Annotated in this window: 10 protein-coding genes and 1 pseudogene; 9 read left to right on the top strand and 2 right to left on the bottom strand. The window is 43.0% G+C overall.

Annotated features, from left to right (window positions below; genetic code table 11):
• Window positions 1-53: 53 nt before the first annotated feature.
• Window positions 54-2,441: pseudogene (locus ACM0OY_RS12045) on the top strand (ATP-binding protein); the annotation flags it as partial.
• Window positions 2,442-2,669: 228 nt separating this feature from the next.
• Here ACM0OY_RS12045 and ctpA read toward each other — a convergent pair.
• On the bottom strand, window positions 2,670-3,914 hold the full coding sequence (gene ctpA, locus ACM0OY_RS12040; RefSeq protein ID WP_414569079.1) for a carboxyl-terminal processing protease CtpA: 1,245 nt from the start codon (window positions 3,912-3,914) through the stop codon (window positions 2,670-2,672).
• Window positions 3,915-4,427: 513 nt separating this feature from the next.
• On the opposite strand from ctpA, the gene petB reads away from it, so the two are divergent.
• From petB to ACM0OY_RS12010, 6 genes are all read left to right on the top strand, one after another.
• The gene (gene petB, locus ACM0OY_RS12035) at window positions 4,428-5,075 is read left to right on the top strand and encodes a cytochrome b6 (RefSeq protein WP_096534690.1); all 648 of its coding nucleotides are present in this window, start codon (window positions 4,428-4,430) and stop codon (window positions 5,073-5,075) included.
• Between the two features lie 258 nt (window positions 5,076-5,333).
• Window positions 5,334-5,816 (top strand): cytochrome b6-f complex subunit IV, encoded by a 483-nt coding sequence (gene petD / locus ACM0OY_RS12030; protein ID WP_073641886.1) that lies wholly within the window; start codon window positions 5,334-5,336, stop codon window positions 5,814-5,816.
• 760 nt (window positions 5,817-6,576) lie between these two features.
• Entirely contained in the window at window positions 6,577-7,026 is a 450-nt protein-coding gene (locus ACM0OY_RS12025) for an ATP-binding protein (RefSeq protein ID WP_414569084.1), read from the top strand.
• 538 nt (window positions 7,027-7,564) lie between these two features.
• The gene (locus ACM0OY_RS12020; RefSeq protein ID WP_414569077.1) at window positions 7,565-8,578 is read left to right on the top strand and encodes a GDP-mannose 4,6-dehydratase; all 1,014 of its coding nucleotides are present in this window, start codon (window positions 7,565-7,567) and stop codon (window positions 8,576-8,578) included.
• Window positions 8,579-8,588: 10 nt separating this feature from the next.
• Window positions 8,589-9,776 (top strand): glycosyltransferase, encoded by a 1,188-nt coding sequence (locus ACM0OY_RS12015; protein WP_414569076.1) that lies wholly within the window; start codon window positions 8,589-8,591, stop codon window positions 9,774-9,776.
• Between the two features lie 161 nt (window positions 9,777-9,937).
• Window positions 9,938-10,309 (top strand): hypothetical protein, encoded by a 372-nt coding sequence (locus ACM0OY_RS12010; RefSeq protein ID WP_414569075.1) that lies wholly within the window; start codon window positions 9,938-9,940, stop codon window positions 10,307-10,309.
• A gap of 136 nt (window positions 10,310-10,445) precedes the next feature.
• Here ACM0OY_RS12010 and ACM0OY_RS12005 read toward each other — a convergent pair whose 3' ends face one another.
• The gene (locus ACM0OY_RS12005) at window positions 10,446-10,877 is read right to left on the bottom strand and encodes a hypothetical protein (RefSeq protein WP_414569074.1); all 432 of its coding nucleotides are present in this window, start codon (window positions 10,875-10,877) and stop codon (window positions 10,446-10,448) included.
• 444 nt (window positions 10,878-11,321) lie between these two features.
• Here ACM0OY_RS12005 and ACM0OY_RS12000 point away from each other — a divergent pair, with 444 nt between their 5' ends.
• Together ACM0OY_RS12000 and ACM0OY_RS11995 are read left to right on the top strand one after the other, a co-directional pair.
• Window positions 11,322-11,666: a hypothetical protein gene (locus ACM0OY_RS12000; RefSeq protein ID WP_414569073.1), complete on the top strand. Its 345-nt coding sequence runs from the start codon at window positions 11,322-11,324 to the stop codon at window positions 11,664-11,666.
• 54 nt (window positions 11,667-11,720) lie between these two features.
• Window positions 11,721-13,877 carry a pentapeptide repeat-containing protein gene (locus tag ACM0OY_RS11995; RefSeq protein WP_414569072.1) on the top strand — a complete coding sequence of 719 codons (2,157 nt, stop codon included), beginning with the start codon at window positions 11,721-11,723 and terminating at the stop codon, window positions 13,875-13,877.
• Window positions 13,878-13,893 lie beyond the last annotated feature (16 nt).

The raw sequence follows: 13,893 nt of genomic DNA, 5'->3' as shown, positions 1-13,893 counted from the left end.
CGGACTCTCAAAGGTTTGCACAGACTGGCTTATAAATTTTCGGACAAGTCTAGTATTTAGATGGTGTGCCAGGTCTTGTAGTCGTACCAGTATCGTACTTCTATGATTCTTTGGCGCATTTGGCAATCTACCCATCGCTAGCAGATTCGCAACTAGAAGACCTTCTGAATCGAGTCAAGAATAATCAGGAAAAGATGAAGCAATGGGCGATCGATGCGCCGATGAATTTTCAACATAAATTTGATTTGGTAGCAGCAGAACAGTATCGTATTTTGGGTAACAAAGCCGATGCAATGGACTATTACGATCGCGCTATTTCTCTTGCTAAAGAACACGGCTACACCCAAGAAGAAGCACTTGCCAACGAACTAGCCGCTAAGTTCTACCTGGATTGGGGTAAGCAGCGCATCGCTCAAGAATACACGATCGAAGCTTATTATGGCTATGTTCGTTGGGGTGCAAAAGCCAAAGTCGCCGACTTAGAAAAACGCTATCCCCAACTACTCGCCCCGATCCTCCAGCAAACCCATTCTCCCCTCTCCACTTCCGAAACTATCTTCAACTTAGGAACTCTCACCTCCACTAGTTCCAGTACTTCCAGTAGTAGCAGCGTCTCTATTGCTCTAGATTTAGCTGCTGTTCTCAAAGCTTCCCAAATCCTTTCTGGCGAAATCGAACTGGAAAAACTGCTCTCGACATTGCTGGATATTCTCATTGAAAATTCTGGAGCCGAGAAATGTGTGTTGCTCCTGTCTCATGAAGAACAGCTAATGGTGCAATCTGTCACTTGTACTGATTTTTGCCCAATGCTGCTGAAGCCACAACTTCTTGAAGACAGCGATGATGTGCCGATTAGTTTGATTAATAGCGTCAAACGCAGCTTACAACCTGCGGTCATTATTGATGCTAGAGTACATCGGCAATTAACTAATGACCCATACATTCAGCGACAGCAGCCTAAGAGTATCTTATGCAGCCCGATTTTGCATCAGGGTAAGTTGCTTGGTGTATTGTACCTGGAAAACAATCTTGTTACTGGAGCCTTTACCAGCGATCGCGTTGAACTGCTCAATTTACTCTGCGCCCAAGCTGCGATTTCCCTAGAAAATGCCCGACTTTACAGTAATTCTCAGAACTATGCTCAACAATTGACACAATCTCTAGCAAAATTGCAGGCTAGTGAAATCCGCTTCCAAAATTTGGCAAATAATATTCCTGGTATGGTGTACCAATTCCGTTTGGGGGCGGACGGTTCAACTTCAACACCCTATGTTAGTTCTGGCTGTTTGGAGTTGTATGGGTTAGAGCCAGAATCGGTGATGGCGGGGACACACAGCCTTTACGCTATGCATCATCCTGACGATAACCCAGCTATTACACAAGCAATGATCTACTCTGCCCAAACTTTGACACCGTTTGAACAAGAATGGCGGATTATCATGCCTTCAGGAACCGTGAAATGGATTCAATCTGCTGCTCGGCCAGAACTACAAGCCGACGGTGCAATTTTATGGGATGGGGTAGTAATTGATATTAGCGATCGCAAACAATCAGAACTTGCTTTGCAGCAAAAATCACAAGATTTAGAACAAGCTCTAACTAATTTGCAAAACGCCCAATTACAAATTATTCAAAGCGAAAAGATGTCTGCTTTGGGGAATTTAGTTGCTGGTGTGGCTCACGAAATGAATAATCCACTTGGTTTTATTGCTGCCAGTCTCAAACAAACTAAACCTACGATTGCTGATATTGTTCAACATCTCAGACTTTATCAACAAAGTCTACCCAACAAGAGCGAAGAAATTCTCGATCATGCCCAAGGAATTGATTTGGACTATACGTTACAAGACTTACCCAAAGTAATTGATTCCATGACGATGGCGTGTGACAGGTTAAAAAATATTAGCACCAGTCTCCGCACCTTCTCTCGTGCAGATCGAGATTACAAAGTTCCGTTTAATATCCACCAAGGCATTGACAGCACGATTTTAATTTTGAAACATCGTCTCAAAGCAAATGAACAACGTCCCGCCATTGAAGTATTAACTGAATATGGTAATCTCCCACAAATTCAATGTTTTCCTGGTCAATTAAATCAAGTATTTATGAATATTTTAGCCAATGCTATCGATGCTTTAGAAGATTCAAATGATGGACGCACTTTTCAACAAATTCAGCTAAATTACAATTTAATTAAAATTAAAACTTTCCTAAAAAATAATTGCGTGAAAGTTATTATTTCTGATAATGGGAAAGGGATGAGCGAAGAGGTTAAACAAAATATTTTTGACCATTTATTTACTACGAAAGCTGTTGGGAAAGGTACAGGTTTGGGGTTGGCGATCGCTCGTCAAATTATTGAAGAAGCCCATAGGGGAAAATTAACTTGCAACTCTATTCTTGGGAAAGGAACAGAATTTATCATTGACATTCCGGTATAATTTTTGGCTATTTTTGGTAAACAGCTTCAGATATCCAGGAAGATGTTTGAAATTATGTCAGTATTGCCAAACAAGGGAAGAAAGAGAAAACCTTTTGCCCCAGTCGTCCCCACTTCTCCTTGTCCCCTTAAGGAAATAAAACCGCAGTTTGACTTTGCGATCGCCGCGCTCATTTTGGCTACCTAAAAAAGCACTTCCACAACCAGATCGGGTGCAGCACTCAAGTTTTTAAGTCTTTCCCGCCACAACCGAGTTTTCATTCAATAGTTCCAACGCTGCTTGATATTGCAGATCCGCAGTTGTGCCAATTTGTTCGCGGTTTAGGGGTGTTTGGGAAATCAGTTTATCTGGCTTAATACCTAGTTTATTAATATCCCGATGTTGAGGAGTTTCATACTTAGCAATTGTCACTGCTAAACCTGAACCATCTGATAATTCAAACAAAGATTGAATTAAACCTTTGCCAAAAGTAGTTTCTCCCACGAGTTGGGCACGCCCATTATCTTGGAGTGCGCCAGCAAGAATCTCACTAGCACTAGCAGTTCCTTGATTCACCAAAATCACCAAAGGATCGTCGGTTAGGGCAGGGCCATAGGCTTCAAAACTACCTTGAATGCCTTGTCGGTTAACAGTGTAGACAATTGTCCCGGAGTCTAACCACAAACGGGCGATTTCTATTCCGGCTTGCAGTAACCCCCCAGGATTATTTCGCAAATCTAGAATGTAGGCAGCAGCCCCTTTTTTTTCTAGACTAGAAATAGCGTTTGCCAATTCCGTGGAGGCGTTGGCATTGAATTGAGCCAGACGAAGGTAGCCAATGGGCGTACCCTGCCCAGAAACACGCAATTCGGAAACCACAGGATTAAGAGTAATGCGATCGCGCGTCAGTCTAATTTCCGTTTCTGCTTCTCCGTCTCGTTCGATGAGGAGAGTCACAAGGCTGCCAGTCGGCCCGCGCATTTTCGTCGCAGCTTCATCTAGAGTCAAATTTTCAGTGGGAATGCCTTCAATTTTGAGAATGCGATCGCGTGGTCTAATCCCCGCTTTCTCCGCTGGTGAACCTGCTATGGGAGCCACGACTTCCAGCTTACCAGTTTCACCATTGAGAGCAATTTGCAATCCCACCCCCGTCAATTCCCCAGAAGTGTTTACCTGTAAGCTGCGGTACTGCTCTGGGTCTAAAAAGCGGGTAAAAGGATCGTCGAGGCTCTTGAGCATCGTCTGAATGGCGGTATAAGCAGCATTGGAATCGCTCAGCGGCTTCTCCAAAACTTTTTGCCGCGCTACCGCCCAATTTTGATGATTAAACGTCTCATCCAGATAAGTACGATTGACGATTCGCCAAACTTCAGAAACCAGCTTTTGTTGTGCTGTCAAAGCCAGTGCAGGCTTGGTAATTATACCCAAGGACAAGCAAAACGCCATTAGCAATGAAAATCCAACTCGAAAAAACTGTTTGTTCATGAACCCCATTATCAATTCCACCTCAACCCAAATTGCCTAGAAATGCCCTGTTGTCCTGTTGTTGATGAAATCTATCTCTCGATTATGTTACTTTTTTTATAGAAGTGGTGCATTCTTCTCATCAAGTTGTTTACTCAACTGATGCAGTTCATCCCACTCAGCAAAGGATAAAATCTACTTTGTGTCCACAATTTTCTGTGTTGCGGCATAAAGAGATCGCAATACATTCCATCTTTACAGAGTGTAAAGTTTCTGAAAACTCTTAGCACCCTGAAAGCTGACAAACAAAAAGGCCCCCTTTACTAAAATCCCAACATTGCTAATTGGGAGAGAAGTCTGAGCGGCGGCTTCTAGAAAGTCCGCAAAGGGTTATGCTGCTAATCTAGCCTGTGGCTTCTGGTGGGAGAACGCCTAAAGCCGAACTCACAAGATGTCGAGGCTTACGACCCTTGAAACTTTCTTCGCCGATTTAGCACTTCGGAATTTATCAAACGCAACCGATTCTTAGGAACTTGAGATTGTATGGCCAACGTTTACGACTGGTTTGAGGAACGCCTGGAGATTCAAGCAATCGCCGAAGACGTTACTAGCAAGTACGTCCCTCCCCACGTCAACATATTTTACTGCCTGGGTGGAATTACCCTAACTTGCTTTTTGATCCAGTTTGCCACTGGATTTGCCATGACGTTCTACTACAAGCCAACAGTCGCTGAAGCTTTCTCCTCAGTTCAGTACATCATGAATGAAGTGAACTTCGGTTGGCTAATTCGTTCCATCCATCGCTGGTCTGCCAGCATGATGGTATTGATGATGATTTTGCACGTCTTCCGGGTTTATCTGACTGGTGGTTTTAAAAAGCCCCGCGAATTGACCTGGGTAAGTGGTGTAATCCTGGCTGTAATCACCGTTTCCTTTGGAGTTACCGGCTACTCCTTGCCTTGGGATCAAGTTGGCTACTGGGCTGTGAAAATCGTTAGCGGCGTACCAGAAGCAATTCCCGTGGTTGGTGTTCTGATCTCCGACCTACTGCGTGGTGGTTCTAGTGTTGGTCAAGCAACACTGACTCGTTACTACAGCGCACACACCTTTGTTTTGCCTTGGTTAATTGCAGTGTTTATGCTGTTTCACTTCTTGATGATCCGCAAACAAGGTATTTCTGGTCCTTTGTAATCTCAAAGATTAGCAAAAGGCAACATTTGTCAGTTTCCAGATGAAGTTGTTTGTTCTAAACTTATGAAACACAAGAAACTAATTCTACATAAGTTACAAAAAACAAACACTTGCATCGCAAGCCGAAAGCTTTAGACGCCCTTGAGGCGGCTCACCGTAGACAGACACAACGCTGCTTGCCGCTTGCTAGGGTTGCCTAGTAGCCGATAGCTTTCACAAATGCTTTAATTCAACTTAAGCAGGAGAGCACATTTAAAAATGGCAACACAGAAAAAACCTGACCTCAGCGATCCCCAGTTAAGAGCCAAACTGGCTAAAGGTATGGGTCACAACTACTATGGTGAACCCGCTTGGCCTAATGACCTACTTTACGTGTTTCCCATCGTGATTATGGGTTCCTTCGCTGCCATTGTGGCTCTAGCTGTCCTAGACCCCGCAATGACTGGCGAACCAGCAAATCCTTTCGCCACACCATTGGAAATTTTACCGGAGTGGTACTTATATCCAGTTTTCCAAATTTTGCGATCGCTTCCTAACAAACTTTTAGGAGTGTTAGCAATGGCTTCTGTACCTTTGGGACTAATCCTCGTTCCTTTTATTGAGAACGTCAATAAGTTCCAAAACCCCTTCCGTCGTCCAGTTGCAACCACAGTGTTCCTATTTGGCACCCTTGTCACCCTGTGGCTGGGTATTGGTGCTGCCTTGCCATTGGATAAGTCCTTGACCTTGGGACTATTCTAAATTAGTCGCCGCAAAATGTTTTGACGCCTGTGAATTTTAAGAGCATATGCAGATGTGCTTTTGAAAAAATAAACAGGCGTCAATTTTAATAGTCCAGCTTGAATTTTGAATTTGACGTTTTGCATGGAGAAGCGTCAGAATTGGATATAGACAAGTCAAAATTCAGAATTATATAAGCAGTCTAGTATGATTGATATAGTCATTCATTAGAATGTTCTTCTGATTCTTGGAACTCTTCTGACTCTCCCTTCTTATAGCATCCCACTTTCAAGTTTCGCTCTGAGAAATCCTTAGCTGGAACTTTTGTTTATATGAATTCTGACGCCTTGGCGGACTGTGTTTAGCTATGCTGTTGAATTCCGAATTCTTAGGGAAAAGCTATTCCAAAATCTCAAGTCACTAAAAGTCAATCAATATTGGACTTTGCGAAAAGTTGAGCCATTCTTCAAAGCGCGTTTCTTGACTTGTGCTTAGACACTTGGAAAGCGCCTTCTCTTGGAGTAACGGTGTTGAGCGGAGGTCTCCTCCGCTCAAACTTTTCGCAAAATCTAAAATTGGCACGGTCAACAAATACAAACATTTTTCACTTACTGCAACGTAAGTTGCCAGTTACAACCCTCGAATGCCAAAATTGTTCATGTTTTGTATTTTGTTACGCAGAATATGTCAATTTAGATTTTTAGATGTCAGAGAAATTTTGCAAAAAGCGCAAAATTTAATGACTAGCAACTTGGGTTTACTTTCATTCAAGTCACAGTTAATGCTTACCATAGTGCAGCAAGACCATCTGACGGTTAGGAGCGAACTCACCCTCTTCGACCAGGTGCAAGAATGGTTTAAGCAATTTTCTCTACGACATTTATCTCAACTTGGCTGGTCACAAACTCAACTCGAACGCCTCAATTTAGCATTAGCAGAAGGCTTTACCAACGCTGTTCGTCATGCTCATCATGCTTTACCACCAGAAACAACCATTGACATTGACGTTTATCTGTGGGTTGATCGCCTAGAGATTAGAATTTGGGATTATGGAAAACCTTTCAATCCTGATGGTATCCCAGAGCCAAAGCCGGAAGAACCGCAAGAAGGTGGATATGGATGGTTTCTCCTCCGGCGCTTGGCTGACCATGTGGTATACGAACGTGGTGCAGATGGTAGAAATTGTCTGCTGATTGTCAAATATTGTACAAAAGTACAAAAGTCAAAGTGAAGCACTCTTAAGGATAAGCCGAGGCAAAAATCTTTTTGATGCCAATTTGAGATTTTGTGGAAAGTACGTAGTAATTGCCTGTCCTTAGTCCGTTAGAGCGATACCTCTGCAAACGCTGGCTGAGAACGAACACGCCGTTTGTTACCTTTTTATTTTTACAAAACTCTTCCCAGTGGTAATGCCAAGATGAGTTTTGGCCGATCTTTCAGCTATCTGTTTACGAACAAATGTATTATCATACCCAGTAATTGCTTAAGCAAACGCTTATTTGATTGACAGAAGTATACTACTTTTTTAAGAATATGTAAATTGATGTAATATCTTTTTTCAGTGAAATTGCTTAATTAGGAGCATTTTTTGGTGAAAAATAAAAGAGTATTTTTGTATAAAAAGAATTATTGAATACAGTAAAGATAGCATTCGAGTTATAGAAGCTCCCTTGTTAATATTTGTCAGCAGTGTTGAGAGTCTTATTTTTACTCTCCAACAAGTGCTACTTGGTGCTTAATAGAGAGATAGAATACATAGGGGACAAAATATGACTAAGACAGCCCTAATTACAGGAATTACTGGTCAAGATGGCTACTATCTCAGCCATTTGCTCCTCAATCAGGGTTACCGAGTTGTAGGATTAGTACCCCCGCATCGACAACCTAATTTAACAAAATTGGGAACGCTAGCAACTCAGGTAGAAATTTTTACCGTAGACTTGAGGGATAGTACCGCACTTTTGACGGCTGTTGAACAACTGCGTCCCCAAGAAATTTATAATTTGGCAGCTCCGAGTTTTGTACCAGATTCCTGGAAAGACCCGTTGGGAACTCTAGATCTGATAACTGGTACAGCCACCAGGCTTTTAGAAGCAGTACGACAGGTTGGCTTGTCTACCAGATTTTATCAAGCCAGCAGTTCAGAAATGTTTGGGGATGTATTCTTTTCCCCTCAAGACGAGGAAACTCCTTTTCGTCCGAAGAATCCCTATGCTGCTGCCAAGATGCACGCCCACTGGACAATGGTGCATCACAGACAGCGCTATGGACTATTTGCCTGTAGCGGAATTTTATACAATCATGAGTCTCCTCTACGCGCACCTCAGTTTGTCACACGCAAAGTTTCTTTAGCAGTTGCATCGATTAAATTGGGTTTAACTGACACCTTAGAAATGGGTAACTTAGATGCCAAACGCGATTGGGGCTTTGCGGGAGATTACGTAGAGGCTATGTGGAGGATGTTGCAGGTAGACGAACCAGAAGAATACGTGATTGGCACAGGTAAGCTACACAGTGTGAGAGACTTAGTGGCTACAGCCTTTGAGTCTGTGGGATTAGATTGGCAAAATCATGTAATTATAAATACTAATTTATTGCGACAAGATGAGCATTTTCAACTAGTTGCCAACCCTAGTAAAGCTAAAAGAAACCTTGGTTGGGAACCCCAAGTCAGCTTTGAGGAGCTTTTAGAAAAAATGGTAAAAACAGATTTAGAGCAGTTACAAAGCGGTGCGTTGGATGAAGTCCTTGCCGCAGGCATCGCCCCCTTGCCACGAGTGTAAATAACCAAACATGCTCATTACTACAGTGACAGAAAACCTAAAATTAGGTAATAAAGTTAACAAAAAAACTAACCACGTCTTCGTGTTCTTAGAAATTTTTGCTCGCGAAGGTGGTATTCAATCATATATAAAAGATATTTTTCGAGCTTATCTGAAATTAAATCAAGGCTACAAGGCGGAAGTCTTTTTGCTGCGAGATAGTCCCAATTGCCTAAATTATTTTGAAGACGAAAATTTAAAATTTCATTACTTTAAAAATAACTCTCCTCAACTAGGGAGAGTCAAAATGGCAGCAGCTTTACTGAAGTGTCTATTGCAAAACCGTCCGCAACAAGTTTTCTGCGGTCACATTAACTTAGCAGTATTAATCCAAACCCTTTGCCAGCCCTTGGGGATTCCCTACACCGTGCTAACTTACGGTAAAGAAATCTGGGAACCGTTAAAAAATCAAGAACGCCGTGCCTTAGCATCAGCAGCAGGAATTTGGACAATTAGTCGCTACAGCCGCGATCGCGCTTGTGTTGCCAATGGTCTAGACCCTAAAACCATCCAGATGATCCCTTGTGCAATTGATGGGGATAAATTCACTCCTGGTGACAAAGAGCCAGAATTAGTTGAAAAGTATGGCTTAACTGGTGCTAAGGTGTTAATGACAGTGGCAAGGTTGTGGTCAGGAGATATTTACAAAGGCGTGGATGTGACGATTCGGGCGTTACCACAAATCGCCGAGGTTTTCCCAGAAGTCAAATATTTGGTAATTGGTCGTGGTGATGACCAACTGCGATTAGCTCAACTTGCCAAAGATTTAAGTGTAAGCGATCGCGTTGTGTTTGCTGGTTTCGTTGCCACAGAAGAATTAATGGAACATTATCGCCTTGCTGATGCCTATATTATGCCTTCCCAAGAAGGCTTCGGCATCGTTTATTTAGAGGCAATGGCTTGTCAAGTACCTGTATTATCTGGTGACGACGATGGGTCAGCTGACCCCTTGCAGGATGGTAAGTTGGGATGGCGAGTACCACACCGCAATCCTGATGCTGTAGCAGCAGCTTGTATAGAGATGCTACAAGGCAACGATCAAAGGTGTGATGGACAGTGGCTACGAGAACAAGCGATCGCCCTGTTTGGCTTGGATGCGTTCCAGCAGAAGTTACAACACCTGCTTCTATGCTCAGTTCTGAGTCCCAATGAGAAATGACAAATGACAAAGCGCAAAGTCTGTAGCTTGCTTCCCGCAGGATGCCGAGGTTTCTTCTGATGGCTTTGCCATGCCGCAGGGTACATAACTTTGTAAGAGAAGACCAATGACTAATGACCAAACTCGCTATCCTAGAGGGAGAGCAGGACCAAATTTAAAAAATGAGCTTTAAGTCATTTCAATTGAATCTTTTAAATCTCCGACCCTGGCTCACTCTGCTAGCAGTTATTTGGTTGCTAGCATCACTGGGCTTGGGTTGGTTGGTTAATTCGTTGCTAATTATTTTTGGGTTGCTATTGTTGGCACCCATTGTGGCTTTCTTTGGTTTTCGTTGGTGGTTGCAACGTAACTTGGTTGCTGACCAGTGTCCGGTCTGTGGATATGAATTTACAGGTTTAAATAACAGCCAGGTGCAGTGTCCTAACTGTAGTGAGTCGTTGCTAGTACAAAATAGTCATTTTCAGCGCTTCACACCAGTAGGCACTATTGATGTCAAAGCAGTTGAAGTACCAATCCAATCATTGGAAGATTAGTCATTAGTCATTAGTAACTGACAAATGACAAAGGGTAAAGTCAAAAGCTCAGGCTTCTTTAGATTTAGACGCTACTGAAGAAGCCCAGAGACCCGTCCTTACCTAGTGGCTCAACTTTGCAACAGAGGACAAATGACTATTTTTTTTGTTGCGAGATTGAGAGGATGTAGTTATACTGTTGCCCAGAGAGTTCGCCTACATGCAGCGAGTATTTTCCTGCCTGCCAGTAACCAGAAAGTTCTGGCTTGCCTCCAGAGTAACTATCTGCTTGTACACAAAACTTTCCTCCAGGCCCATCAATCAACAATGTTGGCTTACCTTGACTCTCTACTATTAATCGTAAGTAAGGCAGTGACTCTTTAAGTTGGATAATTTGATTGGGTGCAGTGGTGATATTTCCACAGTTGCTTTTGACAGATCCCCCAGACTTTCCGTTCAAAATTAGCGGATCTGGTTGCAGATTCCGATTAATTTCAATCTGTGGTGTTTGTGCCAAATTAGCGTCAGTGAAAATCAAACCGAACGCTAAAGTTGCAGGAACAATTGTCAATAGACTAAACGTCTTCATTTTGATTAATGCTCCAGATTTTTCTAGAGCAATATATTTATATATACTCTGACTTAATAGACGACAACAATTTCTACTTTGTTCCAAAGGCTGCTGTATCCTTTAATACTCCTAAATTGAGGATTGTTTGTAGAAATTTAAAAAAGTCTGGGCTATAAACGTATCCTTCATGAATTGATTTAATTAGTCACTATTAATTTGCTAAATTTAGCACTTCATCATTGGCGCAAATTTGTGTTGATGAGATTTATGACATTTATTACCAGTAATAGTACTAGGTACAGAAGGTAGGCTGGAAGATAACAACAAAAAAAACATAATTTTTCCCTGGCAATAAAGCTCTTGTACACATAGACATTAGCTAAAATCACTAACACAACCACCAAAATAGAATTTGGTTAGTACGTTCTTGAATAAGTGTCTTAGCTGAGGTAGAAAAAATTGATGAATCCTCAAAGAGAAGAAGACTTGCAGCGTCGCCTCGATAAGCTAGAGGCAGAGATTAATTCCTCACCGGAAGTGGTTCCCCAATCACCAGAACAAAAACAGACTTTTGAGTTTAGTTTTGCTAACTTCAACTTGCAACTGGAGCGATTTAAGATCTGGTTCGGCAATTTATCAGGGGCGAAAAAGCTGCTAGTTTCAGGTGCAGCAGTACTGTTGGGCTTGGCGATAATGCAAGCAGTGTTTAAACTGGTTGCATCTGTAATCAGTCTGGCACTTTTAGCAGTGTTAGTGTATGTTGGATACAAATTTTTTGTGTCTAGTAGCTTTCAACGTAAGCAATAGTCTATTTTAATTTTGTCAATCAGACGTAGAAATAATGTCAAAGGGAATTATGCAATGACGACACCAACTGTGAGGAGAAGTAATCAATCTGGTCAGTCACAAGAACCGGAAAGAGCCAATTCACTACTGCTAGCCAGCAGGCGTTTTGCTGCTTGGGCGGCTGAAATCACACTAGTGATTACCAGTGGGTTGATTCCCTTTGGCATTGGTGTCTATGTCAATTCGAGAAGCGATTTGAATCGAGTACCGCTCAATCCTGTGTTGGTAACAACGGAAAGAGCGATCGCCAGACCATTGGCTCTGCCTGTTAGCTATGGTATCCGTAACGTAGCATGGCCGACTAATTTTTTGTGGACAATAGCCCTATTAGCGCCTGTAACTCTTTCCTGGTGGCAATTGTATTTACTCGCTAAGACTGGTAGCACAATTCCCAAACGCTGGTTAGGAATACGGGTTGTTAACGAGCAAGGAGCGCCCCCTGGTTTGGGAGCAGTTGTGATTAGAGAAGGAATTGGTCGTTGGACTGTACCCGTTTCTATCGCTTATCTATTGTGGCGTTATAGCTTTGCTTTTCCGAATTTAGGATTATTCACTTTTTTGGCTGTGTTGATGGTGCTGGGTGAAGGAATAGCTTTACCATCCCGCCAGGGAGGGCGTCGCGCTCTGCACGATCGACTCGCAGGTACTTACAGTATAGATGCTACTCGCTCTTCTTCAATCTTAGCTAACAGACAAGCTCAGTCTGTTGGCGATAGCGACCAACCAGCAGAGGAATGGCAGGAGGGAAATGAAGAATTAGCCGCAGCCGCACCAACTAAGGCACCTCGTCTATGGCGGCGGATACAGCAAAATCCCAATCTGACTTTGTTTGGGGTAGGGCTGACGAGCATGACTGCTGTGTTGGCAACTTTAATAGGAACTCAAGTTTATATCCAAGTTCAACAATCCCAGCGAGCAACCAAGCAAATCAACGGGCAACAGTTCCTGGAACTTGTCAAACAGTTAAGTCCTGACTCTGGGGCTACCAATGAACAACGTCAAAGTGCAATTTTGGCATTGGGTGGTCTCAAAGACCCACAATCGATTCAATTTCTTACGGATCTCTTGGTCAAGGAAACCAACCCCAGCCTCGTGGATACGATTCAACAAGCTTTGACAAGTGTCGGTCCCAAAGCCATCCCCGAATTAAAAAATAAGAATCAGTTTCTGGTGAGTGAACTAGAGTCTTTGAGCAGCAGTGCAACCCCAGAACGAGAACTGCGCCAAGGGCGGCTACAAAGAAATCAGCGGACAATCAATAAAATTCTGTCTGTTTACAGTGGGAAAATCGAGGGTGTTGACCTGAGTCGTATCCAATTAGGTCAAAGCGGTACGCCAGGGAGTTCCTTATTCAACTTGGTACTAGATGGTATTGATTTGTCAGGAGTTAAATTAAAATCTGCAAATCTGAACCAAGCTAATTTTAAAGGCAGCCGCTTTCGGGGCATGGGTGAGGATGGACGCTGGGATACCTTCGACGATGTGATGGCTGACTTAAGCCAAGCTCAGTTGCAGCAAGCTAATCTTACTGATGCGAACCTCAGCCGAGTCATGATGAACCGTACCGATTTGAGCCGCGCCACCCTCAACAGAGCCAACTTATCCAATGCCCGTTTATATGAGGCTAAGCTTAACAGCAGCCAACTTGTGGGAGCCGATCTGCGAAATGCACTCTTGGAACAAGCCAGCTTAACTGGAGCAGATTTAGGTGATGCCAAATTGAACGAAGCCAATTTGTACGCTGCACGTTTAGGCCGCGTCAGTGCCATAGGAACACAATTATCCTTTGCCAACTTAACTAACACCGATTGGGAAGGAGCAGATTTATCAGGGGCGTATTTGGATCGGGCTAATCTCAGTAATGCGAACCTGAGTGCCACTCGTCTGACTGGTGCTGTTTTGCGTTCTGCTCAGATGGAAAACGTTAACTTGCAAAATGCTGACCTCAGTCTTGCAGATTTACGGGGAGCGAATGTAGCGGGAGCAAATTTTCAAGGAACAATTCTCGCTCCTAGCAAACAAGATCCAGCCGATCAATTTGTCCAAACCCCAGATTTAGGTTCAGTTTCCGCCGTAGTCCAAGGCGTTGATTTTTCTCAAGCCAAAAATTTAGATCCCAAGCAACTAGCGTATATTTGTACACAAGGTGGCATTCATCCCCGTTGCCCGTAGAATGGAATGGGGACTG

Origin of the sequence: Nostoc sp. CCY 9925 (assembly GCF_963920935.1) — a bacterium.
Taxonomy (GTDB): Bacteria; Cyanobacteriota; Cyanobacteriia; order Cyanobacteriales; family Nostocaceae; genus Nostoc.
The sequence above is the reverse complement of the archived record's forward strand: the minus strand, read 5'-3'. Positions and strand labels throughout refer to the sequence as shown.